A 24,237-nucleotide genomic window follows, 5' to 3' on the forward strand; every position below is an offset into this window, starting at 1 on the left:
GCCCTTTGCACTAGGAGAACATTATGAAGTTTCTTGATCTCGCAAAGGTCTATATCCGCTCTGGCGGCGGGGGCGGCGGCTGTGTCAGCTTTCGCAGCGAAAAATTCATCGAATATGGCGGCCCCGATGGCGGCGACGGCGGCAATGGCGGTTCGGTCTGGGCCGAAGCGGTCGACGGGCTGAACACCCTGATCGATTTCCGCTATCAGCAGCATTTCTTTGCCAAATCAGGCCAGCCCGGCATGGGCCGCCAGCGCACCGGCAAAAGCGGCGATGACATTGTTCTGCGCGTGCCGGTCGGCACCGAAATTCTGGACGAAGATCAGGAAACCGTGGTTGCCGACCTGACCGAAGTGGGCCAGCGCGTCCAACTGGCGCGCGGCGGCAATGGCGGCTTTGGCAACCTGCATTTCAAATCCTCGACCAATCAGGCTCCACGCCGTGCAAATCCGGGGCAGGAGGGCGTGGAACGCACCTTGTGGCTGCGCCTCAAACTGATTGCCGATGTCGGATTGCTGGGGCTGCCAAATGCCGGAAAATCAACCTTTCTGGCCGCCACATCCAACGCGCGCCCCAAGATTGCCGATTATCCGTTTACCACGCTGCACCCCAATCTGGGCGTGGTCGGCGTGGACAATGTGGAATTTGTGGTGGCCGACATCCCCGGACTGATCGCAGGCGCGCACGAAGGGCGCGGCATCGGCGACCGGTTTCTGGGCCATGTCGAACGCTGTGCCGTGCTGCTGCATCTGGTTGACGGCACATCAGACAGCATCGCGCAGGATTACCAGATCATCATCGACGAACTGGAAGCCTATGGCGGGCATCTGGCCGACAAACCGCGGATCACCGTCCTGAACAAGATCGACGCGCTGGATGAAGAAGAACGCGCAACTGCCTGTCAGGAATTGGAAAAGGCAAGCGGCGGCCCTGTCATGCTGATGTCGGGCGTTGCGCGCGAAGGCCTTACCGAGGTGCTGCGCGCCCTGCGCACCAAGATCGACGAAGACAGGTTGCGCCACCGCGCGCCCGCACAGCAGGAAGAGACATGGCAACCCTGACGCAGGCCAGACGGGTTGTTGTCAAAATCGGGTCCGCGCTTTTGGTGGACCGGACCAGCGGCAATTTGCGCCACGACTGGTTGCAGGCACTGGCACAGGATGTTGTCTGGCTGAAATCTCTCGGGATCGATGTGATCCTTGTCTCGTCCGGCTCGATCGCTTTGGGGCGGGGGGTGCTGGGTCTTCCGGGCACTGATCTGACGCTGGAACAATCTCAGGCCGCTGCCGCTGTCGGGCAAATCCGGCTGGCCCGCGCCTACGAAGAGGCACTGGCCCCCCATGATATCACCACCGGTCAGGTGCTGGTCACGCTGGAAGACAGCACAAACCGGCGCCGCTACCTCAACAGCCGCGCCACGCTGGAACAGCTGATCGCGCTTGGCGTGGTCGCCATCGTCAACGAAAACGATACTATCGCAACCGACGAAATCCGCTATGGCGACAATGACCGGCTGGCGGCACAGGTGGCCGTGACCGTGGGCGCGGATCAGTTGATCCTGCTTTCGGATGTCGACGGATTCTACAGCGCGAACCCCGCGCAAGACAGCAGCGCGCACCGCTATGACACCATAGACGACATAACCCACGACATCGAAGCGATGGCGGGCGATGCGGGGTCGGGCCTTTCAAAGGGCGGAATGAAAACCAAACTGATGGCCGCCAAGATGGCCACGGCAGGGGGCTGCACCATGGCGATCACCCATGGCGGCCCGCTCAATCCGCTGCGCGCCCTTGAAAACGGTGCCCCCGCGACCTGGTTTACCGCCAAACTGAACCCGCAGGATGCGCGCAAACGCTGGATCGGTGCCATGAAACCCAAAGGCGAGATCATCGTCGATGCGGGCGCGGCCCGGGCACTGAAAAGCGGCAAAAGCCTGTTGCCCGCCGGGGTTGCACAGGTCAACGGCACATTCGGGCGCGGCGATCCGGTTGCCATTCTGGATGCGGACAATCACAGACTTTCTCAGGGGCTTAGTCGATATACCTCAACCGAAGCCAAAGCCATAAAAGGCTGCCAGACCAGCGGGATCGAGGCGATTTTAGGCTATCCGGGCCGCGCCGCTTTGATCCATCGCGACGATATGGCAATCTGACCGCTTCATTTGTCCGGAAATACTCGTTCCCCCGCCAGCCAACAGGACACGACATGAAAGATATTGAAAACATTCCCGCCCTGATGGCCGAAATTGGCCAGCGCGCCAAGGCCGCCGCGGCCGAACTTGCCTTTGCCAGTGCCGAACGCAAACACGCCGCGCTGATTTCCGCGGCCGAACATGTCTGGGCACGCCGCGCCGACATTCTGGTGGCCAACGAAAAAGATATGGCGTTCGGGCGTGACAAGGGCCTGTCGCCCGCGATGCTGGATCGTTTGCAACTGAACAAGGATCGTATTCGGGCCATCGTCGATGGGTTGCGCGCCGTGGCCGAACAGGCGGATCCGGTGGGGGCGGTGATCGACGAATGGGATCGCCCCAACGGGCTGCATATCCAGCGTGTGCGCACGCCATTGGGGGTGATCGGCGTGATCTATGAAAGCCGCCCGAACGTGACGGCGGATGCCGGTGCGCTGTGTCTTAAATCGGGCAATGCGGTGATCCTGCGCGGCGGGTCGGAAAGTTTTCACTCTTCGGGCGCGATCCATGCCTGTCTGGTGCAGGGGCTGCGCGATGCAAACCTGCCCGAAGCGGCTATTCAGCTGGTGCCCACCCGCGACCGTGCGGCGGTGTCGGAGTTGCTGACCATGACCGACACGGTTGATGTGATCGTGCCCCGCGGCGGCAAGGGGCTGGTCGGTCTGGTCCAGCGCGAGGCGCGCGTGCCGGTCTTTGCCCATCTTGAAGGCATCGTTCATATTTACATCGATGAACATGCCGATCCGCAAAAGGCGCTGGATGTCGTGCTGAACGCGAAAACACGCCGGACGGGCATTTGCGGCGCGGCCGAATGTCTTTTGATCCATCAGGCCGTGATCGACACCATCGGGCAGGGGGTGATCCGCGCCCTGATCGACAACGGGGTCGAGGTGCGCGCCGCCGGTGATCTGGCCCGGATCAAAGGCACCGTGCCCGCGACAGAGGCCGATTGGGGCCACGAATATCTGGACATGATCATCGCGGCGAAACCCGTTCAGGATGTCGATGATGCGATTGCGCATATTCGCCGGTTCGGGTCCGATCACACCGATTGCATCCTGACCGAGGATACAAGAACCCGCGACCGTTTTTTCGAGCGTCTGGACAGTGCGATCCTGATCCACAATGCCTCGACCCAGTTCGCAGACGGTGGCGAATTCGGCATGGGGGCCGAAATCGGGATCGCAACCGGCAAGATGCATGCGCGCGGGCCGGTGGGCGCCGAACAGTTGACCAGTTTCAAATATCTTGTGACCGGTGACGGAACAGTGCGCCCCTGATCACGTCAAAAGGCGATGTGCAGATCCGTATCATCGCGCGCCGAAGACAGAACGCGCCCCGCCTCTTGCGCCAGAACCGGCAGCAGCCCGAATTGCACCTGCGCAGGCGACAGGGCCGGGCGAATATCATAATCGGTCAGGCTGGCCCATAGGGTCGCATCATATTTGAGGCTTTGCGTGCACCCCGTAACACGCCATGTTGTATCGAGGCTTTTGAACGAAATAGTCCCGCCATGGGGCATTGCGGTCTCAAGACACTGAAAGGCCAGAAACGCCAGGCGCACCAGAACGCGCGGTTGCGGGGTTTCTAGACGCCATTCACAGTCAAACCGGCTTGCCGCCGACAGATCGGACAGGATCGACATGACTTCGGCGCGGCCCATCATCTGATCACCGGCGGCCCCGAATGCCACGCGAAAAAAACGGATGCGGGCGGCGGCGTTGCCGACGCTGTCCGTGATCAGGTTCAGTTCTGCGGCGCTGTCGCGCGGGGCCATCTGCAACAGTTCGATGCCGTTGCCGATCGCGCCGATCGGGCTGATCAGATCGTGGCAGATGCGTGACCCTACCAAAGACGACAGATCGCGATTAGGATGTACTGATAACATGAAATGCCCTGTGGATTGCTGAATGTCTGATTTGAATGCCGCACTGGCTCCCGGAATGCTGGTTCAACATCCCGACCGGCCGGATTGGGGCACAGGACAGGTCCAGTCCAATATCGGCGGCAAGATCACCGTCAACTTTCGTGAACAGGGAAAGGTTGTTATCGATAGTGCCCGCATTGGCCTGATGCCCGTGTTTGATCCCGGTTAATATCCCAATCAATCCTTAACACAACCTTAAGTTGAAATCTACTTACAAACGGCATTGCGGGTTCCGGTTGCCTCATGCCGATGGCTTTTGTATGCACGGCCACGCACTGCGACAGACCGGAAGGAATATGTGTCCGTTATGATCCGTCCCGCCGCCCCCCGGTTTACGGTCAAACTTGCCACGGATCAGGCCGAGGTCGAAGCAGCGCAACGCCTGCGATACGAGGTTTTCGTGCAGGAACTGGGTGCTGGCGGTGCGCTGGTGGATCATCAGGCGCGGCTGGAACGCGACAGGTTCGATCCCTACTTTGATCACCTGATCCTGCGCGATGACAGTGCCGGACGCATCGTCGGGGTCTATCGCCTGTTGCGCGACGATCAGGCCGCACGGGCAGGGCAGTTCTATTCCGAGGACGAATACGACCTGCAGGTTCTGAAAGACAGCAAGCGCAAACTGCTGGAACTGGGGCGGTCCTGCGTTCACAAGGACTATCGCGGCGGCATGGCGCTGATGCATCTTTGGAACGGTCTGGCCGATTATGTTGCCGATCACGGCATCGAAATCCTGTTCGGGGTAGCCAGCTTTCACGGCACCGATGTCAGCGCGCTGGCCCTGCCATTTTCCGCGCTCTACCAGACACACCTTGCGCCGCCCGATCTGCGGGTCAGGGCGCGCGCACCGCATTTTCAGACGATGGACCTGATCCCGAAACATCTGATCGACCGGCGGCGCGCGATGATCGAAACCCCCGCCCTGATCAAGGCCTATCTGCGTCTGGGCGGCTATGTGGGCGAGGGCGCGTTTGTCGATCATTCCTTTAATACAACCGATGTGTGTCTGGTCATGGATACCGCGCGGATGAATTCCAAACACGGGGCGCGCTATAAACGCGGGCTGCAGGGTTAGCGGATGGCAGGCCCGACCTGGCACAGCGACACGCCGGCAGATGCGTACAGGATCACCGTTGCGGGCTGGGTGCGGGTGTGCCTGCGCGGCCTGTGTCTGGGGTGTGTGGTGTTCGGTGGCCTGCTGATCCTGCTGCTGGTGCGGATGATCGAACGTCCGATCTGTGGCCTTGGGCGGCCGGTGACGCCCCACATCACCCAAACCGTGTGCCGCATGACTTTTGTGATCCTTGGCATGAAGCGGCACGTTTTTGGCACGCCGATGCGCGAACGCGGCGCCGTCGTGGCCAATCATGTCTCATGGCTGGATATCTTTGCCCTGAATTCGGTCAAACGGTTCTATTTCGTGTCCAAATCAGAAGTCGCACGCTGGCCTGGCATCGGCTGGCTGGCCCGCGCGACAGGCACCGTGTTCATCGACCGCGACCCAAAACGCGCCAAGGGACAGACACAGCAATTTCAGGACCGCTTGCTTGCCGGACACAAGCTGCTGTTTTTCCCCGAAGGCACCTCGACCGACGGGCAGCAGGTGCTGGCGTTCAAGACAACGCTGTTTGAGGCGTTCATGACGCCCGAATTGCGCGACAAACTGCATATCCAGCCCGTTACGCTGCACTATACCGCACCGCAGGGGCAGGCGGCCAATTTTTATGGCTGGTGGGGCGATATGGACTTTGGCAGCCATATGCTGAAAACGCTTGCCGCATACCCGCAAGGCAGTGTCGAACTGATCTATCATGATCCGGTGCGAGTGAACGCCCATGCCAACCGCAAGGCGTTGGCCGCGGAGCTGGAACGGCGGGTGCGGGCAGGGCACAGGCGCCTTTGACATGCGCGCAGCCAACTGGGTCCCGTGTACGCCTTTTGCCCTTGCGCACAGGGTAAACCTGTCTTATACGCGCGCCATTCAAACCCGCAGGCGGGGTTTGGGCCTTCGGGGGAGACATCCCCGAACGTCCGCCGGTTGAAGCAAACGCTTTGAACCCCCGCTGAGGATAAAACCGGAAAGGTAAACGAACATGGCTCTTCCTGAGTTCACCATGCGCCAATTGCTTGAAGCAGGCGTACATTTTGGCCACCAAACGCAGCGCTGGAACCCCCGTATGGGACCGTTCATCTATGGCGACCGCAACGGCATCCACATCATGGACCTGACGCAAACTGTTCCGATGCTGGATCAGGCACTGACCGCAATCCGTGACACGGTTGCCAAGGGCGGACGCATCCTGTTTGTCGGCACCAAACGTCAGGCGGCCACGCCGATCGCCGAAGCTGCTGAAAAATGCGCGCAATACTACATGAACCACCGCTGGCTGGGCGGCACGCTGACCAACTGGCAGACTGTTTCCAAATCGATCCAGCGCCTGAAGCACATCGACGAGGCAATGGAAGGCGGCGTTGAGGGCCTGACCAAGAAAGAGCGTCTGGGCATGGAGCGCGATCAGGGCAAATTGCAGGCGTCACTGGGCGGCATCCGCGAAATGGGCGGCACCCCGGACCTGTTGTTCGTCATCGACGTGAAAAAAGAAGCGCTGGCCATCGCCGAAGCCAACAAACTGGGCATTCCCGTTGTGGCCGTGGTGGATACCAACTGTTCGCCCGATGGTGTCGATTACATCATTCCGGGCAATGACGATGCGGCCCGCGCCATCGCGCTTTATTGCGACCTGGCATCGCGCGCTGCCCTTGACGGCATGTCGGCCCAACTGGGCGCGGCAGGCGTTGATCTGGGCGCCATGGAAGAAACCGTGGAAGAAGCAATTGCCGGCGATGCAGCACCTGCCGAGCAAGAGGCAGCTGCCGAAGCCGAAGACACACCCGCCGCAAGCTAAGCGCGCCGGAACCGTCACCGAAATGACATGTGGGGCAGGGATACCTGCCCCCGAACCGATTTTGATTTGAGGAGAGCCGGAATGGCAATCACAGCATCTATGGTCAAGGAACTGCGCGACAGCACTGGCGCAGGCATGATGGACGCAAAAAAGGCACTGACAGAAACCGATGGCGACATGGAAGCCGCCGTTGACTGGCTGCGCACCAAAGGTCTGGCGAAAGCCGCCAAGAAATCCGGCCGTACCGCCGCCGAAGGTCTTGTGGCCGTCATGGTGAAAGACGGGCGCGGCGTTGCCGTCGAAATAAACTCGGAAACCGATTTTGTTGCGAAGAACGCCGATTTCCAGAAAATGGTCGGATCCATCGCTACTGCGGCGCTGGACGCGGAAGATCTGGACGCGTTGAAGGCGGCCGATCTGGGTGGCAAATCGGTCGAGGCAACGATCACAGACAAGATCGCAACGATCGGTGAAAACATGGCCCTGCGCCGCATGGCGTCCGTAAAGGGCGACACGGTTGTGTCTTATGTTCACAACGCCGCGACCGCAGGCATGGGCAAAATCGGTGTTCTGGTCGCAATGACCGGCGGCGACGAAGCCTTTGGCAAACAGGTTGCGATGCACATCGCCGCCGCCAACCCCGCGTCCCTGTCCCAAGCGGATCTGGACCCGGCTGTCGTTGAAAAAGAAAAATCCGTGCAGATGGATATTGCCCGCGAAAGCGGCAAGCCCGAAGCCGTGATTGAAAAAATGATCGTTGGCCGGATGGCCAAGTTTCTGGCCGAAGTCACCCTGCTGGGTCAGGCCTTTGTGATCAATCCCGACCTGACAGTCGAAGCGGCCGCCAAAGAAGCCGGCGCAACCATCACGGGCTTTGTCCGTCTGGAAGTGGGCGAAGGTATCGAAGTCGAAAAAGAAGACTTTGCCGCCGAAGTTGCAAAAGTCGGCCAAAGCTGAGACATCAGACCTAGATCATCGACAAAAAAGCGGAGCCCTCGCAAGAGAGGCTCCGCTTTTCATTTTGATCGCCCGCCTTTGGGGATGGACGGAATAGGCGTATCAAAATCCGGCCTGAGAATGGAAAAATACAAACCCAGGCCGGGGTTCCGGTAAACCGGCCGGTCAGAAGAGCCTTGGTATCGCAAGGGTCCTGGCCGATGTCCCAGAGGCATAAAAAGCCACCACTCACGGAACATGTTCAGAATGTGCCTTTACGCCACGTCAGGAAAGTAAGGGTTTCCTTACCTTTTTGTAAAAGTTATGTAAATCAACCCTCTAGGACGAACATTTGATTATGGAATGCCGCCTTGAGAACAGCCTGAGCCGTGGTTTCGACCGAAAGTGACTCGCGGGCGAGTCGCAGATGCTTTTCCACCGTGGCGGTTGTCAGCCCCATCAGCATCGCAATATCCTGAGTCGTTTTTCCGTCACCCACCCATTCCAGCGCCTCGCGTTGCCGTTTGGTCAGCGCGCGGTTGGGCGCGGTATAGGGCAGGGTCAGGATTTTCAGATGCGCGATATTGTTCATCAGGTGAATATCACGGCCATGTTCGGCCCACACGTCGTCCACATCCTGCTGGCTTAGGCCCTTGCGCGCCGTTAACGCGATTGCCCCTTTGGATCGGGCAGAAACCGCCTTGAAACTGATGGTATATCCCGCCGTCACATCCATCGAATGGTTGAACTGAAACACCTTGCGTTCCGCATCGGTCATTGTTTTTGTATCGATCATATCGGCCAGCATTTTCCAGCTGCCAACCCCTTCATGATCCAGCGCCCACCGCACCATCGGTGCATGGAAATACAGCCCCTGACCCAGAAACACATCCGTATAGGCCGCAGAATGGTTCGTGAGGATCACGAAATCTTCGGGGTCGCCCAAAGACGTGTTGGTGCGATAACGCGTAAATCCGTAAATCAGCCGGTCAAACCCGTATTCCGCCATTTTTTCGGTATGGGCTGTCCACAACTCTTCCAGGCTTTTTGTATTGCTCAGATAATACAGGTATTCCCGCATCATGAGGCGGCCCCCAGATGGTTCAGCATCGCATCAATGGCCATGATATAGCCGAACGCACCAAACCCGCAGATCTGGCCCACGGCGACAGGCGCAATATAGGATGTGTGGCGGAAGGGTTCGCGGGCATGAATGTTGGACAGATGGATTTCGACGACGGGCAGGGCGGCGGAACTGATCGCATCCATCAACGCCACCGATGTATGCGTGAACGCGCCCGCATTCAGAATGATCCCGTCATGTGTGCCACGCGCATTCTGGATCGTGTCGACCAGAATGCCTTCGTGATTGGATTGGGTAAAATCCAGCTGCGTCTTGGTTCCGTTCACATGCGCTTCGCACATCGCTTCGATATCGGCCAGCGTTGTGGCACCGTAGACTTCGGGCTGGCGCAGACCCAGCATGTTCAAATTCGGTCCGTTCAAAACAAGAAGCGATGGCATAACAAGAATTCCTTTTGTGTGATACTTAGCCGTGCGGGGGCAATCCTGTCCAGCACTGCGCGTTTCAACCTGCCGTTGGACACAAGGGTGAGTGTATTGCACAACATCCGGTAAGCCATTGTAATAGATGCAGGAACGTCAGAGTGCCAAATCTGATACAAACTTTATTTACATAATACTGATTATAGGTCTTTTGAATACTGAGATACGGCCACACCAAACCGGCATTCCTTGGGCAGATCAACAGCAGCCACATGCACCGCCCCATTGACCAGCGGCGCGTTTTTTCCGACCCTGACCCGAAATCGGTATCACGGTACACAGTCTCATGACAAACAGCCCTGTCTCAACATTCGACGCACGCACAAGGATCACCGGATGAAAACCCAGGTTGTGATCATCGGTGGCGGCCCTTCCGGTCTTCTGCTGTCACAATTGCTGCATGTAAACGGCATTCACAGCGTCATTCTGGAACGCAAGACCAAAGACTATGTTCTGGGCCGGATCCGCGCCGGGGTGCTGGAACAAGGCTTGGTGGATCTGATGCAGCGCGCCGGCGTCTCAGACCGCCTGATGGCCGAAGGTGATTTTCATGACGGTACGGTAATTGCTTTTGAGGATCAGACCTTTCGCGTCGATTTCACCAGACACACCGGCAAACCGGTCGTTGTTTATGGCCAGACCGAACTGACACGCGATCTGTACGACGCCCGAGAAAAAGCCGGCGCTGATATCATCTATAATGTTGAAAACGTTGAAATTCATGATGCGGACGGCGATACGCCTTCAGTTACATATCAGACCAAAGGCAATGCGCACCGTATCGCCTGTGATTTCATTGCCGGTTGTGACGGTTTTCACGGCGTCAGCCGTCGCACGATCCCCCAGAACGTCCGGAACGAGTTCGAGAAAGTCTATCCGTTCGGATGGCTGGGTGTCCTCTCGCAAACGCCACCGGTACACCCCGAACTGATCTATTCCAATTCCCGGCGCGGGTTCGCGCTGTGTTCGATGCGCAATGCAAACCTGAGCCGATATTACATCCAGTGTCCGATCACTGACGCGGTCGGGGATTGGTCAGACACGGCGTTCTGGACCGAACTGAAACGCCGCTTGCCCGCTCCCATTGCCGACACGCTTGTGACCGGCCCATCGATCGAGAAATCAATCGCGTCATTGCGGTCTTTTGTAACAGAACCAATGTCTTGGGGGCGATTGTTCTTGTGCGGTGATGCGGCCCACATTGTACCTCCAACGGGCGCCAAGGGATTGAACACGGCCGCGTCCGATGTGCATTACCTTTATTCTGCATTGTGCGATCATTACCTGAACAACAGCAGCCATGGCATTGATACCTATTCGGAAAAGGCGCTTTCCCGTGTGTGGAAGGCTGAAAGGTTCAGCTGGTGGTTCAGCACTCTGATGCACCGCGACCCCAATCAGACGCCCTTTGATCTCAAGATGCAGCAGGCCGAACTGGCATTTCTGCGCGACGATGACATGGCGCAGGCTGTCATGGCGCAAAACTATGTCGGGCTGCCCTATTGAAAGAGGATAAGATGACATACCTTCCCACTGGATATCTGCCGCGCGACCCTGCCGCGCATCCCCCCGCGCTTTATCCCCCCTACAAAAGCAGCGTTGCGCGCGCACCGTCCCTAGCGCCGCTGTCTTTTCCGGCCTCGCCGTCGGAAATCAGCGGTCCGGTGTTCGGCCACAACCTGCTGGGGCCGCAGGACAACGATCTGATTCACAATTATGCGGCTGCGGGGGCCTCTGCAATCGGCCCGCGTATCATCGTTCATGGCCGCCTGAGCGACGAATACGACCGCCCGGTGCGCGGCGCACTGATCGAGGTGTGGCAAGCCAATGCCGGCGGGCGATATCGCCACAAGAACGAGGGATATCAGGCCCCGCTTGATCCCAATTTCGGCGGCTGCGGGCGCATGATCACCGACGATCAGGGGCATTACGCGTTCCGTACGGTGCAACCCGCCCCTTACCCCTGGCCCAACGGCCCCAACAGTTGGCGCCCCGCCCATATCCATTTTTCCGTGTTCGGCCACGGATTTGCCCAGCGACTGATCACCCAGATGTATTTTCAGGGCGATCCACTTATTCCGCTGTGCCCGATCGTGAACAGCCTGCCATCGCCCGACGCGGTTGATCGCCTGATTGCGCCGCTGGACATGGCGGCCACCGCCCCGATGGATGCGTTGTCTTACCGGTTCGACATCGTGTTGCGCGGCGCGCGCCAAACCCTGTTCGAAAACCAGCCCGAGGGGATGTAGAATGACAAAACCGCAAACACCATCGCAAACCGCAGGCCCCTATGTGCATATCGGGTGTATGCCGAATTTTGCAGGCATCACAGGCGTTTACGGCGTGGACCTCGGGCAGGATATGATCACGGGCAAGGCGCAGGGCCAGCGTATCAGCGTGACCGGCACGGTATTCGACGGCATGGGCGCGCCCTTGCGGGATGCGGTGGTCGAAATCTGGCAGGCGGATGCCAATGGCAGGTTTGCCCCCGCCCCCGACGCCGATCCGCATTTTACGGGCTTCGGGCGCACGGCATGTGATCAGGATACGGGCCTGTTCCGGTTCGACACAGTGAAACCCGGTTCCGTGCCTTTCGGCGACGGGCGCGTGCAAGCGCCGCACATCACCTTCTGGATTGTCGCCCGCGGCATCAATATGGGGCTGCACACCCGCATGTATTTCGCGGACGAGGACAACACGAACGATCCTGTGCTTGGCCGGATTGATCCCTCGTCACGCGTCAAAACGCTGATCGCCACACAGGAAAACCCCGGTGAATATAAATTCAATATCCACCTGCAAGTTCCTGATGAAACAGTATTTTTCGACGTTTAGGCGATCAGGTTGCGCACCGCCTGCACAATGCCGTCGCGCGACGGCAGCGTGGCACCATAGGCCGGGCCGGTTGCGATAAAGCTGTCTTCGGCCGTCAGACGCGCGAATGACGGCACGCCTGCCTCGGCCAGAAAGGCACAGATGCCTTCGCTTTGCGATCCTGTACGTCGGCATTCATCCACCACCAGCACATGCTTGCAGCCTTTTACCGCGTTCAAAATCGCCTCTTGCGGCATCGGGGCCAGCCAGCGCAGATCAACGATACGCGTCTTTATTTTCTGTTTTTCCAGAACGGCTTGCGCCTGATGGCTCAGGTAACATCCGTTACCGTAGGTCACGATGGCAACATCCGTGCCCTGCCCGCTCACCGCCACCTCGCCCAGGGGCGCGCCCTCGCCCCGTTCCGGATAATCAAACATCCACTTGCCATCGCCGTCCGCATGCAGATCGCGCATCGGGTAAAGCGCGATCGGATCAATCATGACAACCACGCGCCGTTCCTCGCGCGCAAGCCGCACCGCTTCGCGGTACATCCGCACCGCATCGGCCCCGTTGCTGGGCACGCCGATCACGATACCGGGAATGTCGCGCAAAACGGCCAGCGAATTGTCATTGTGGAAATGCCCGCCGAACCCCTTTTGATAGCCCAGCCCCGCAATCCGCAGCACCATCGGGTTGGTGAACTGCCCGTTGGAGAAAAACGGCAAGGTTGCCGCTTCGCCGCGCAGCTGGTCTTCGGCGTTGTGCAGATAGGCCAGAAACTGGATTTCCGGCATCGGGGTGTACCCGTTCTGCGCCATGCCGATGCTCAGGCCCAATATGCTTTGTTCATCCAGAAGGCTGTCGATCATGCGCGCGGGGCCGAATTTGCCTTGCAGGCCCTTGGTTACGCCATAAACGCCGCCCTTTTTGCCAATATCTTCGCCGACCATGACGATATCGGGGTGCTCCAGCATCAAATCGGCCAGCGCCAGGTTGATCAGCTTGTTCATCGGGTGCTTGGCATCCAACGCGCGCATGTCCGCCGCGCCAAAGGTCTTGGCGCGCTGTTCTGCGGACGGGCCGTTGTGTTTTGGCAGCTTGCGCTTGGGTGGCAGGATCGATGCCATCACATCCCCCGCTGTTTTCAGCTTGGGGCGCGTTACGGCCTGTTCCGCTTCACGTTCAACACGATCCGCAAGAGATTGATACAGATTGATTATATCATCTTTTGAGTGCCCCGCGTCCTGCATCAGGCGCGCTGCGGTATGGATTAAGGGATCGTTGCGTTCAGCCTGTTCGATTTCGGCCATCGGGCGGTATGCTGATTCCACGTCCGGCCCCGCATGGCCGTAAAGCCGCACACAGGACATATGCAGCATAACAGGTTTGCGGTTGCGCCGCGCCCAATCTGCCGCAGCGCGCGTTGTGGCATAGGTTTCGACCACATCCAGCCCGTTACACGCCATGTAACGCAGTCCGGGGCGGTGTTTCAGGCTTGCCTCGACCCATCCTCCCGGCGTTTTCGTCGAAATGCCGATGCCGTTATCTTCGCACAGAAACAGCAGCGGCAACGGGACGTTCTGATAAGCCGTCCAGCCGGCAGTGTTCAGCGCCCCCTGTGCCGTGGAATGATTAAGGGAAGCATCACCAAAGCTGCACAACACTATGGCATCATTGGGATATTCCGCATCTATCGGGGCACAGCGCCGCATCAGGCCGATGCTATAGGCCGCACCCACGGCCTTGGGCAGGTGGCTGGCGATGGTCGAGGTTTGCGGCGGGATCGACAGCGCCTTGGATCCCAGCACCTTGTGCCGCCCGCCGCTGATCGGATCATCCGAGGACGCGGTAAAGCTTAGCAGCATGTCCATGATCGGCGTCTGCCCCGGCACCTGCCCCGCCCGCGCGATCTGGAACGCACCATCACGATAGTGCAGAAACGCCGGATCGGTCGGGCGCAAGGCATGGGCCACCGCCGCGTTGCCTTCGTGGCCGGACGATCCGATGGTGTAAAACCCTTGCCCCCTGGCCTGTAATTTGCGCGACACCCGATCCAGATGGCGCGATGTCACCTGAGCGGTGAAAATCGCCAGCAGATCATCCGCACCAAGATCGCCGATGCCTCCGGCGGGCGTTGGCACATCCCCCGACGCCAGACGCGCCAGAAACGCCTCATGCACGATCTCGGCACGATCCATGGTGATATTCCCGCTTTTCGGCCTAGAAAAACGCCTGAAGGCCGGTTTGTGCCCGCCCAAGGATCAGCGCATGCACGTCATGCGCGCCCTCATAGGTGTTCACGGTTTCCAGGTTCATCATGTGACGGATCACATGGAAGTCCAGACTGATCCCGTTGCCACCATGCATATCGCGGGAATGTCGCGCGATTTCAAGCGCTTTGCCGCAATTGTTACGCTTGATGATCGAAATCATCTCGGGCGCGGCGCGGGCCTCGTCCATCAGGCGGCCAACGCGCAGCGCGGCCTGCAAGCCCAATGCGATTTCCGTCTGCATATCGGCCAGTTTCTTTTGAAACAGCTGTGTCTGCGCCAGCGGGCGTCCAAACTGGTGCCGGTCCAGCCCGTATTGACGCGCCCCGTGCCAGCAGGTTTCTGCAGCGCCCATGACACCCCAGGCAATACCATAGCGCGCCCGGTTCAAACATCCAAAAGGCCCCTTAAGCCCCTGAACATGCGGCAATAACGCGTCCTCGCCAACTTCGACATTGTCCAGAACAATCTCGCCGGTGATCGAGGCGCGCAAGCTCATCTTGCCCTGGATTTTCGGCGCGCTCAGCCCTTTCATACCTTTTTCCAGCACAAAGCCGCGGATCTTTCCGTCATGCGCTTCGGATTTGGCCCAGATCACGAACACATCGGCAATCGGACTGTTGGAAATCCACATTTTCGATCCGGTCAGGCGATACCCGCCATCAGTCTTGATCGCGCGGGTTTTCATTCCCGCCGGATCGCTGCCCGCATCCGGTTCTGTCAGACCGAAACAGCCGATCCATTCGCCGCTGGCCAGTTTGGGCAGGTATTTCAGACGCTGTTCTTCGGATCCGTAGGCGTAAATCGGGTACATCACCAGACTGGATTGCACCGACATCATCGACCGGTACCCGCTGTCCACACGCTCGACCTCGCGCGCGACAAGCCCATAGCTGACATATCCGGCACCCAACCCGCCATAGGCTTCGGGAATGGTGGTGCCCAGCAGGCCCATTTCACCCATTTCAGCGAAAATCGCCGGGTCTGTGCTTTCCTCCGCATAGGCCTTCGTCACGCGCGGTTGCAGTTTTTCCTGCGCATAGGCGTGCGCGCTGTCCGCGATCATCCGTTCTTCTTCTGACAATTGATCGTTCAGGTAAAACGGATCGGCCCAGTCAAACGATCCAAGATCGGGGGCATCGGTTGCTTTGAGCTTTGGCGCGATGTTCATGATGTGTCCTTTGCAAGCGGAACGTTATGAGTTTTATGCGTAAAGATTTGCCATTTGCGCCGTCATACGGCAAAGAGCAGGCAAAATACAGTTACAATTCCGCCTGATAACATGAGGAAATGGAATACATGATAGGCCCGCGCCGTTTTTTGCCCTCGATCGCGTCCCTGCGCGCGCTGGAAGCGCTGGACAGGCTGGGCAGCGCATCGGCTGTGGCCGACGAACTGGCGCTGACCCAAAGCGCGGTCAGCCGGCAATTGCAGACCCTGGAAAAGCAGCTGGGCACGACGCTGATCATTCGCGAAAAGAAACGGATGATGCTGACCGGCGAAGCGCAGAAATACGCCGCCGATCTGCGTCAGGCACTGGGACAGATCGCACAGGCGTCGCTACAGGTGCAGACGCGCGCCACCGGCGGGCAATTGACGCTTGGCATTCTGCCGACGTTCGGAATGCGCTGGCTGGTGCCCCGCCTGCCCGATTTTGCCCAGCGTCACCCCGACATTACCCTGAACATGTCGACGCGGCTGGTTCCGTTCAACTTTGCCGAACAATCCCTTGATGCAGCGATACATTTCGGCGATTCCGGCTGGCCCGGAACGCACGGTCTGCGGCTTAAGACCGAACAGGTGATACCGGTCTGTGCGCCATCCGTTCTGAAAACCGGGCCGCTGCATCATGCCCGCGATATCGCATCGCTGCCCCTGCTGCACATCGAAACGCGCCCGCGGGCCTGGGCGCAATGGCTGGAAAGCCACGGAGTGACGGATGCGCACAGTCTGGGCGGTACGATGTATGACCAGTTTTCGACCATCACACAGGCCGCCCTGCACGGGCTGGGCGTGGCGCTGCTGCCGGATTACCTTGTGGAGCAGGACATTGCGGCGGGCCGTCTGGTTGTGGCCCATGGCGGGCCCCTGAGATCGCTGGGGGCATATTATCTGGTCTGGCCAATCAACAAGGATCGCGATCCCGCGTTGCGGGCGTTTCGTGATTGGCTGGAAGGCCAGGCCGAGGATGAAGACACCCTGCCGCGCTGATTCCTACCCCAGCGCGTACCCTGCACCGCGCACCGTACGCACCGGATCCTGCCCGCCATGCTGGGTCAGCACCTTGCGCAAGCGCCCGATGTGAACATCGACGGTGCGGGTATCAACATAGATGTCACGTCCCCAGACCCGGTCCAGCAGTTGTTCACGGCTCCAGACGCGGCCGGGCTTTTCCATGAACGTGCTGAGCAGGCGAAATTCGGTCGGGCCCAGCTTGATCTGGTCGCCGCCACGGCTGACCTTGTGGCTTTCCGCATCAAGTACGATATCTTCGAATTCCAGACGCTGGCCAACGGTCGACGGGCGCACGCGTCGCAATTGCGTGCGCACGCGGGCCATCAATTCAACCACCGAGTAGGGTTTGACCACGTAATCATCCGCGCCGGTTTCAAGCCCGCGCACCTTGTCCACCTCTTCGGAACGGGCCGACAGCATGATGATCGGGATGCTGCGGGTTTCGGGGCGCATTTTCAGCCGGCGGCACACCTCGATCCCCGAAAGGCTGGGCATCATCCAATCCAGCACGATGATATCGGGAAGGTTTTCGTCCACTAGAAGCAGTGCTTCTTCGCCGTTTTCGGCGCTGACCACCCGAAAACCTTCAGCCTCAAGGTTGTAGGCCAGCACTTCACGCTGCGCGTGTTCGTCTTCAACAAGTAGAATACAGGGCTGATCAACGGCCATGGTCCCGATCCTTATCCTTCCAGTTCAATCGATGTTCTGTCTGCCTTCTGGCGGTCGTCTTCGGGTTTTTCACCGGTGACCAGATAGACAACCTGTTCCGCAATTGAAGTTACATGATCGCCCATCCGTTCGATGTTCTTGGCGATGAAATGCAGATGCATGCAGGCGGTGATGTTGCGCGGATCTTCCATCATGAACGTCAGGAATTCGCGAAACAGGGCATTGTACATCTGGTCCACGTCACGATCACGCCCGATAACATCAAGCGCCAGTTCCGCATCCCGGTGAATATACGCATCGAGCGCGTCCTTTAGCATCACACCGACCTCTTTGGCCATGCGACGCAACGCACCGGCACTGTCGTCAACCGGTGCCATCTGGGCCAGAACACCAGTGCGCTTGGCCATGTTTTTTGCATAATCGCCAATGCGTTCCAGGTTGGCGCTGATCTTGATCACGGACAGGATCAGGCGCAAATCCACCGCCGTGGGGGCGCGCAGCGCGATGACGCGGGCCGCTTCCTCGTTGATCAGTTCCTCCAGTGCGTCAATCGCCTTGTCCGCGGCGCGGACCTGTTCGGCCAGTTCCTCGTCGCGGTTTTCAAGCGAATTCGCGCCGTCCAGAATGGCGGATTCGACCAGACCGCCCATTTTCATGATCTGCGCCTGAATGGCCTCCAGATCGCGGTCAAAGGCCGATGCGATATGTTGTTCCTGCATGGTCATGCTCCCTTAGCCGATCCGGCCGGTGATGTAGGATTCTGTGCGCGGATCTTCGGGATTGGTGAAAATCTGCCCTGTTTCGCCGTATTCCACCAGATTGCCCAGATGGAAAAAGGCCGTTTTCTGACTGACCCGCGCGGCTTGCTGCATCGAATGGGTCACGATGACGACCGAGAAATTCTGGCGCAATTCGTCGATCAGTTCCTCGACCTGCGCCGTGGCAATCGGATCCAGCGCCGAACACGGTTCGTCCATCAGCAAAACCTGCGGTTCGGTGGCCACCGCACGCGCGATGCACAACCGCTGCTGCTGCCCGCCCGAAAGGCCGGTGCCGGGCGCATGCAGGCGGTCTTTGACCTCGTCCCAGATCGCGCCGCGGCGCAGGGATTTTTCCACAATCTCGTCGAGATCGGATTTCGACCGCGCCAACCCGTGAATGCGCGGGCCATATGCGACATTGTCATAAATCGATTTCGGAAACGGGTTGGGTTTCTGAAACACCATGCCGACCATCGCGCGCAACTGCACCGGATCGACTTTCCTGTCGTAAATATCCTCGCCTTCGATCAGAATATCGCCGGTCACGCGGCAGATATCAATTGTGTCGTTCATCCGATTGATACAACGCAGAAAAGTTGATTTCCCACACCCTGACGGCCCGATGAACGCTGTGACGGTTTTATCTTCAATATCAACGCTCACATCCTTGATGGCGTGGGTATCACCGTAATAGACATTCACGTCCTTGGCCTGAATTTTGACGTTATGTGTGTCCAAGGTTCTCTCCGCAATTCTCATATCATTCATTGTATCAGATCCTCTCTACCAGCGTCGCTCAAAACGACGGCGCAGAATAACCGCGACTGTGTTCATGGTGACAAGGAACAGCAGCAGAATGATGATACCCCCCCACGCCCGTTCGTAAAACGCGGGGTCCGCACGTTTGGCCCATTCGTAAATCTGCGCCGGCATCGCCGAATTCGGCGACATCAACCCTTCCGCAATCGTATCCGGTGCGTTGGATGCGATAAACCCGATCATCCCGATCAACAGCAAAGGTGCCGTTTCGCCCAGTGCCTGCGCCAACCCGATGATGGTGCCGGTCAGAATGCCCGGTGCGGCCAGTGGCAACACATGGTGGAACACCGATTGCATTTTTGACGCCCCGACGCCAAGTGCGGCATCCCGTATGGACGGGGGCACGGATTTCAGCGACGCGCGCGTGGAAATGATGATCGTCGGCAATGTCATCAATGTCAGGACAAGCCCGCCCACCAGCGGGGCCGATTGCGGCAGGTGCATATAGTTGATGAACACCGCCAGACCCAGAATCCCGAACACGATCGACGGCACCGCCGCCAGGTTCGAAATGTTGACTTCGATTATGTCGGTCAGCAGGTTCTTGGGCGCAAATTCCTCGAGATAGATCGACGCGGCCACCCCGATGGGCAGAGCCAGCGCAAGAACCACCAGCATCATGAAGAACGACCCGATCATCGAAACCCCCATGCCTGCGGCCTCGGGGCGCTGGTCGGACGCATCCGCTCCGGTGATGAAGGCCAGATTGAACCGTTTGTTCAACGAACCGGCGGCAACCAATTGATCCACAAAATCAAGCTGTTCCGGCGATATGTTCTTGTCATTGGCGATGCTGTCGCGGCTGACGCGGTGTTTCATGTATCCGTCAACGCGGCTTGAGGCCAGAAATTCGAACGAAATGGTCTGGCCGATGTTGTCGGGGTTCGCCAGAACGTAATCCCGCAACTGCGCGGCAGCCCCTTTTGACAAAAGTCCGGCCATTTCCTTTTTCTTCAGGGGCGTTTCAATGCCAAGGTTGTCAATTTTTGCCTCAAACGCCGCCTGAATCAGCGGGGCATAGCCAAATGTCGACACTTTGGCGATCTCTTCCAGATCGCGGTTACCGTTCTTGTCCAGTTTGTCTTCCAGCAGTTCGACATCCAGTTCAACAAAGGTTTGCTGGAACGCGCCGGTGCCGCGCGACGCGATGGTCACAACCAGAATGATCAGCATCAGCAACCCGAACCCGATCGCCGCCAGACCGTAAGCGCGAAACCGCGCCTCGGCCGCATTGCGCTTGCGGGTGCGTTCATCCAGTTGCAGCAGTGATCCGTGTTTGTAAGGCGCGGCGGCGCCCATGGGCGTGATATCGGTCATTCGTACTGCTCCCGGTATTTGCGCACGATATAAAGCGCCAGAACATTCAACCCCAGCGTCAGAACGAACAGGGTCAGACCCAGGGCAAAGGCCACCAGGGTTTCAGGGCTGGCAAAATCGCCATCGCCCGTCAGCTGGCTGACGATGCGTGTTGTAATGGTGGTCATGGATTCCAGCGGGTTGATCGAAAATTTGGCAATCGCCCCCGCCCCCAGAACCACGATCATGGTTTCCCCGATGGCACGGCTGGCCGCCAGAAGTATCGCACCCACAATCCCCGGCAAAGCAGCAGGCAGAACCACCTGCCGGATCGTTTCCGACCGCGTTGCGCCCAGCCCCAGCGACCCGTCGCGCATGGATTGGGGCACCGCGTTGATAATGTCATCAGACAGCGATGATACAAACGGGATCAGCATGATGCCCATCACCAGCCCCGCCGTCAGCACCGATGTTGCGCCGGTCATCCATTCGACGCCCAGAACACCATCTTCGCCGCGGCCAAAAAACCGCACCAGCATCGGGCCAACGGTCAGCAAGGCGAACAGGCCGTAAACGATTGTCGGGATGCCGGCCAGAATTTCCAGCAGCGGCTTGGCAAAGGCGCGCGTCTTGGGCCCGGCATATTCAGACAGGTACACCGCCGAAAACAGCCCGATCGGCACCGCAACCGCCAGCGCGATGATCGAAATATACAGCGTTCCCCACAACAGCGGCAGGATCGACAGATCGCTGTCGCCCCTGAAATTGGGTGCCCAAGTGCCGCCAAAAAAGAAATCACGCCACGAATGCAGCCCGAAAAAGTTCATCGTTTCAAACAGCATCGACAAAACGATGCCAACGGTTGTCAGGATCGCCAGCGAAGCCGCCAGCATCAGCAGCCACAAAACAGCGCGTTCCACCACGTTGCGCGCGCGAAAATCCTTGTTTGTCGGCCGAAGTGACAGAACCAGCCCGCCAATCGCCAGGCCCAGAACCACAATCATCCGCCACGTCTGTCCGGTCGTGGACATTTTGCGATAGGCTTGCGCCGCTTTCAGAACCGGCGCTTCCACATCCGATCCCAGCGCCACGCCCACTTCGGCCAGTCGTGCGCGGATGTCTGTTGCATCTACATTCAGATCGCTTGCGGCGTCTTCGGTCATTGCGCCCTGCGCAACGGCAAAATCAATGCCGTCCGCCACGCGTTGCACATCCGACATCACCAGACCAAGAGAGGACCCTTCGGATATCGCGCTGTCGGGGATCATCTGGGAAACGCGACTGTCAATCAGCATGGGCTGTGCCAGCATCCACACCGCTAGGATCAGCAACGCGGGAATGGCGGTGAACAGTGCAACGTTTGAACCGTAATAGGATGGAAGGGAGTGCAGCCTGCGTGCATCGCCACCCGCGGATGACAGTGCGCGACTGCGCCCCAGAACATACCCGATTGCCGTCAACGCAAGCACAACAAGAACAAGAAAACCGGTGTCGTTCATGACGCGCTCCGTTTTGGTCGGGAAAAGTATTCAACACTTGCGGGGCCACCCGGTAGGTGGCCCCCAGTTGTTTCAGGCGATCAGCTGTTGGTGCCGATAACCGCTTCGTCAGCCACGTTGGTCTGTGTCTTGCCCAATTCGGGGTCGGCAACCAGACCGTATTCAGCCAGCGGGCCGTCAGGGCCGGCGATCTCATCCGCGACGAAGAATTCCGCGAATTCTTTCAGGCCGGGAATGACACCGATATGCGCTTTCTTGACGTAGAAGAACAGCGGGCGGGACACTGGATATTCACCTGTCGCGATCGAGTCGACCGAAGGTACGATGCCCGACATGGTTGCCACTTGCAGCTTGTCTGTGTTGTTTTCATAAAACGCCAGACCGAACACGCCGATACCGTCTTTGTTGCTTTCGATGCGGGCCAGAGTTTCGGTGTAATCACCATCGATATCGACCGAACGGCCATCGGTGCGCAGACCGATACAGGCTTTCTCGGCAGCCTTTTTCTTGGCTTTGTCGCTGTCGCCTTCGGCAACGGCAAGGAACGCCTCGAAATCGCCGGTCTCTTCACAGCCGGCCAAAATCACTTTTTCCTCGAACACTTCGCGCGTGCCGTGCTTGGTGCCCGGAACATAAGCCTGAATGGGCTGCGCGGGGAAATCGGGGTTAACCTCGTTCCACATTGTGTACGGGTTGGCAACGATCTGTCCGTCAACGACAACATTTTCCGAGATTGCGCGATACCAGTCGACCGGCGTGAATTCAAAGGAGTTGCCGTCGATATCCGAGGCGAACACGATGCCGTCATAGCCAATGCGCACTTCGATAATGTCGGTCACACCATTTGCGGCGCACACTTCCAGTTCGGACGATTTGATCTGGCGCGATGCGTTTGCAATGTCGATGGTGTTTTCGCCAACACCTTCGCAAAACCGTTTCAGGCCTGCCGATGATCCACCCGATTCAACGACCGGTGTCGGAAAATCAAAGTTTTCACCGAATGCTTCGGCCACGATCGACGCGTAAGGCAGAACAGTCGAAGAACCGGCAACCTGTACCTGATCGCGTGCAGCAGCAGTGGTTGCGGATACGGCGGCGATGGTCAACGCGGACGCCGTCAGTTTGAAGTAAGACATTTCAGTCTCCTGTATTGGAATGATCACCCCCATGATGATCTTGCGGCCCGTCTATCGGGCTTGCACGGAGGTTTTGTGATAGTTTTGTAACGTCTGTGTGACACTTGCCGGATTCGGCAGGAATTATTGCGCTGACGTCGGGGTAATTTCCTGCGAAATCGGCAATATCACCGTGAAAACAGACCCTTGCCCCAGATCGCTTTCAACGCGCAAACGCCCGCGATGACGGTTTATGATGTGTTTTACGATGGCCAGACCCAACCCCGTGCCACCTAGCTGGCGGCTTCTGTGACTGTCTGCGCGATAGAATCGCTCTGTCAGGCGCGGCAGATGCACCGGATCGATGCCCGGCCCCTTGTCGATCACCTGAATACGCACTCCGGGCGCGCGTAATGTCGGGTCACGTTCCGACTGGACCATTCGAACCGTCACAACGCCACCGCTGCCACCGTATTTCAATGCGTTTTCGATCAGATTGGTGAACACCTGGTTCAACTGGTCCGAATCGCCGGTGATGACGACCGGATCGTCCGGCGCCTCAAGCGTGATCTCAACCTTGCCCTCGTCCGCAAGCGGCTTCAGCGACCGGATCACAGACCCGATCAGATCACCGATATTCACCTGCCCCTTGGGACGCACACGTTCGTCGCCCTCGACCCGGCTAAGCGACAGCAAATCCCCGACCAGACGGTTCATCCGCCCTGCTTCTCCGGCCATGATCTTCAGGAACCGTTCGCGCGCGGCAGGATCATCGCGCGCCGATCCCAGCAGGGTTTCGATGAACCCCATTAACGCGGTCAGCGGTGTGCGCAGTTCATGGCTGACATTGGCAACAAAATCGCGCCGCATCTGGCTGGCGCTTTCCAGATGGCTGATATCTTCGAAACTGACCAACACGCCTGCGGTGTCCGGATCAATCTGCGCATCCACGAAACGGCATGTGACCCTGTAAGTAATATCCTGCGCGCCATCGTTGGTCAGATATCGCGCGCTACGGGGCTGGCGATCACGCAAAGTGCTTTCAATCGCATCCAGCGTGGCGGGCTGGCGCAGCATGGTCACATAGTTGCGCCCGTCAATCTGCTGACCCAACAGCGTGCGCGCCAGCGCGTTTGACGCCGCGATCCGTTCGTCCCGATCCACCATCAGGGCCGGCAGCGGCATGGAATCGAGCAAGGCGCGCAGATCACCAAGGTACATCCTGCC

Annotated in this window: 24 protein-coding genes; 12 read left to right on the top strand and 12 right to left on the bottom strand. The window is 58.6% G+C overall.

All coding sequences use genetic code 11. The annotated features are described in order from the left end of the window. Window positions 1-23 precede the first annotated feature (23 nt). The 3 genes from obgE to C1J05_RS10135 are packed head-to-tail and all read left to right on the top strand — an operon-like array spanning window position 24 to window position 3,474. Entirely contained in the window at window positions 24-1,061 is a 1,038-nt protein-coding gene (obgE, locus tag C1J05_RS10125) for a GTPase ObgE (RefSeq protein ID WP_114870148.1), read from the top strand. Then, window positions 1,049-2,155: a glutamate 5-kinase gene (gene proB, locus C1J05_RS10130; protein ID WP_114870149.1), complete on the top strand. Its 1,107-nt coding sequence runs from the start codon at window positions 1,049-1,051 to the stop codon at window positions 2,153-2,155. The genes obgE and proB overlap by 13 nt, the downstream gene beginning before the upstream one ends. 53 nt (window positions 2,156-2,208) lie before the next feature. Beyond that, window positions 2,209-3,474 carry a glutamate-5-semialdehyde dehydrogenase gene (locus C1J05_RS10135; RefSeq protein ID WP_114870150.1) on the top strand — a complete coding sequence of 422 codons (1,266 nt, stop codon included), beginning with the start codon at window positions 2,209-2,211 and terminating at the stop codon, window positions 3,472-3,474. Window positions 3,475-3,479: 5 nt separating this feature from the next. Here the strand turns inward: C1J05_RS10135 and C1J05_RS10140 are convergent, their stop codons facing one another. Then, window positions 3,480-4,082, bottom strand: coding sequence for a histidine phosphotransferase family protein (locus C1J05_RS10140; protein ID WP_114870151.1), 603 nt, complete (start codon window positions 4,080-4,082; stop codon window positions 3,480-3,482). A 22-nt stretch (window positions 4,083-4,104) separates the two neighbouring features. Here C1J05_RS10140 and C1J05_RS10145 point away from each other — a divergent pair, with 22 nt between their 5' ends. The 5 genes from C1J05_RS10145 (at window position 4,105) to tsf (ending at window position 7,984) form a co-directional block, all read left to right on the top strand. Beyond that, a complete protein-coding gene (locus tag C1J05_RS10145; RefSeq protein WP_114870152.1) occupies window positions 4,105-4,290 on the top strand; it encodes a DUF3553 domain-containing protein in 186 nt (61 codons plus the stop codon). A gap of 138 nt (window positions 4,291-4,428) precedes the next feature. After that, window positions 4,429-5,196 (top strand): GNAT family N-acetyltransferase, encoded by a 768-nt coding sequence (locus C1J05_RS10150; RefSeq protein ID WP_205389228.1) that lies wholly within the window; start codon window positions 4,429-4,431, stop codon window positions 5,194-5,196. 3 nt (window positions 5,197-5,199) lie between these two features. Further along, complete coding sequence (locus C1J05_RS10155) at window positions 5,200-6,024, top strand: lysophospholipid acyltransferase family protein (protein WP_114870153.1); 825 nt, start codon at window positions 5,200-5,202, stop codon at window positions 6,022-6,024. A gap of 190 nt (window positions 6,025-6,214) precedes the next feature. After that, the gene (gene rpsB / locus C1J05_RS10160) at window positions 6,215-7,027 is read left to right on the top strand and encodes a 30S ribosomal protein S2 (RefSeq protein ID WP_114870154.1); all 813 of its coding nucleotides are present in this window, start codon (window positions 6,215-6,217) and stop codon (window positions 7,025-7,027) included. A gap of 81 nt (window positions 7,028-7,108) precedes the next feature. Beyond that, the gene (tsf, locus tag C1J05_RS10165) at window positions 7,109-7,984 is read left to right on the top strand and encodes a translation elongation factor Ts (RefSeq protein WP_114870155.1); all 876 of its coding nucleotides are present in this window, start codon (window positions 7,109-7,111) and stop codon (window positions 7,982-7,984) included. A gap of 310 nt (window positions 7,985-8,294) precedes the next feature. Here tsf and C1J05_RS10170 read toward each other — a convergent pair whose 3' ends face one another. Then, on the bottom strand, window positions 8,295-9,044 hold the full coding sequence (locus C1J05_RS10170; protein WP_114872250.1) for a LuxR family transcriptional regulator: 750 nt from the start codon (window positions 9,042-9,044) through the stop codon (window positions 8,295-8,297). Beyond that, window positions 9,044-9,487, bottom strand: coding sequence for a type II 3-dehydroquinate dehydratase (aroQ, locus tag C1J05_RS10175; protein WP_114870156.1), 444 nt, complete (start codon window positions 9,485-9,487; stop codon window positions 9,044-9,046). The genes C1J05_RS10170 and aroQ overlap by 1 nt, the downstream gene beginning before the upstream one ends. A gap of 378 nt (window positions 9,488-9,865) precedes the next feature. On the opposite strand from aroQ, the gene pobA reads away from it, so the two are divergent. The 3 genes from pobA to pcaG are packed head-to-tail and all read left to right on the top strand — an operon-like array spanning window position 9,866 to window position 12,364. Next, on the top strand, window positions 9,866-11,035 hold the full coding sequence (pobA, locus tag C1J05_RS10180; RefSeq protein WP_114870157.1) for a 4-hydroxybenzoate 3-monooxygenase: 1,170 nt from the start codon (window positions 9,866-9,868) through the stop codon (window positions 11,033-11,035). Between the two features lie 11 nt (window positions 11,036-11,046). Next, window positions 11,047-11,778 (top strand): protocatechuate 3,4-dioxygenase subunit beta, encoded by a 732-nt coding sequence (gene pcaH, locus C1J05_RS10185; protein ID WP_114870158.1) that lies wholly within the window; start codon window positions 11,047-11,049, stop codon window positions 11,776-11,778. A 1-nt stretch (window position 11,779) separates the two neighbouring features. Continuing rightward, window positions 11,780-12,364, top strand: a complete 585-nt coding sequence (gene pcaG, locus C1J05_RS10190) for a protocatechuate 3,4-dioxygenase subunit alpha (RefSeq protein ID WP_114870159.1) — start codon at window positions 11,780-11,782, stop codon at window positions 12,362-12,364. On the opposite strand, the gene C1J05_RS10195 is transcribed toward pcaG, so the two are convergent. Together C1J05_RS10195 and C1J05_RS10200 are read right to left on the bottom strand one after the other, a co-directional pair. Beyond that, the gene (locus C1J05_RS10195) at window positions 12,361-14,544 is read right to left on the bottom strand and encodes a dehydrogenase E1 component subunit alpha/beta (protein ID WP_114870160.1); all 2,184 of its coding nucleotides are present in this window, start codon (window positions 14,542-14,544) and stop codon (window positions 12,361-12,363) included. The two genes, pcaG and C1J05_RS10195, sit on opposite strands and share 4 nt — an antisense overlap. A gap of 22 nt (window positions 14,545-14,566) precedes the next feature. Then, the gene (locus C1J05_RS10200; protein ID WP_114870161.1) at window positions 14,567-15,787 is read right to left on the bottom strand and encodes an acyl-CoA dehydrogenase; all 1,221 of its coding nucleotides are present in this window, start codon (window positions 15,785-15,787) and stop codon (window positions 14,567-14,569) included. 128 nt (window positions 15,788-15,915) lie between these two features. Here C1J05_RS10200 and C1J05_RS10205 point away from each other — a divergent pair, with 128 nt between their 5' ends. After that, window positions 15,916-16,827, top strand: coding sequence for a LysR substrate-binding domain-containing protein (locus C1J05_RS10205; RefSeq protein WP_114872251.1), 912 nt, complete (start codon window positions 15,916-15,918; stop codon window positions 16,825-16,827). Window positions 16,828-16,830: 3 nt separating this feature from the next. Here C1J05_RS10205 and phoB read toward each other — a convergent pair whose 3' ends face one another. From phoB to C1J05_RS10240, 7 genes are all read right to left on the bottom strand, one after another. Further along, the gene (gene phoB, locus C1J05_RS10210; RefSeq protein WP_114870162.1) at window positions 16,831-17,520 is read right to left on the bottom strand and encodes a phosphate regulon transcriptional regulator PhoB; all 690 of its coding nucleotides are present in this window, start codon (window positions 17,518-17,520) and stop codon (window positions 16,831-16,833) included. Window positions 17,521-17,531: 11 nt separating this feature from the next. Further along, window positions 17,532-18,239, bottom strand: a complete 708-nt coding sequence (gene phoU, locus C1J05_RS10215; RefSeq protein ID WP_114872252.1) for a phosphate signaling complex protein PhoU — start codon at window positions 18,237-18,239, stop codon at window positions 17,532-17,534. 12 nt (window positions 18,240-18,251) lie between these two features. After that, window positions 18,252-19,049, bottom strand: coding sequence for a phosphate ABC transporter ATP-binding protein PstB (gene pstB, locus C1J05_RS10220; protein ID WP_114870163.1), 798 nt, complete (start codon window positions 19,047-19,049; stop codon window positions 18,252-18,254). Between the two features lie 15 nt (window positions 19,050-19,064). Beyond that, on the bottom strand, window positions 19,065-20,417 hold the full coding sequence (gene pstA / locus C1J05_RS10225) for a phosphate ABC transporter permease PstA (protein ID WP_114870164.1): 1,353 nt from the start codon (window positions 20,415-20,417) through the stop codon (window positions 19,065-19,067). Further along, a complete protein-coding gene (gene pstC / locus C1J05_RS10230; RefSeq protein ID WP_114870165.1) occupies window positions 20,414-21,895 on the bottom strand; it encodes a phosphate ABC transporter permease subunit PstC in 1,482 nt (493 codons plus the stop codon). The genes pstA and pstC overlap by 4 nt, the downstream gene beginning before the upstream one ends. 80 nt (window positions 21,896-21,975) lie before the next feature. After that, window positions 21,976-23,031: a substrate-binding domain-containing protein gene (locus tag C1J05_RS10235; protein WP_114872253.1), complete on the bottom strand. Its 1,056-nt coding sequence runs from the start codon at window positions 23,029-23,031 to the stop codon at window positions 21,976-21,978. A 123-nt stretch (window positions 23,032-23,154) separates the two neighbouring features. Continuing rightward, on the bottom strand, window positions 23,155-24,231 hold the full coding sequence (locus tag C1J05_RS10240; protein WP_114870166.1) for an ATP-binding protein: 1,077 nt from the start codon (window positions 24,229-24,231) through the stop codon (window positions 23,155-23,157). Between the last annotated feature and the right edge of the window lie 6 nt (window positions 24,232-24,237).

The sequence above is a fragment of the Sulfitobacter sp. JL08 genome, assembly GCF_003352045.1.
Taxonomy (GTDB): Bacteria; Pseudomonadota; Alphaproteobacteria; order Rhodobacterales; family Rhodobacteraceae; genus JL08.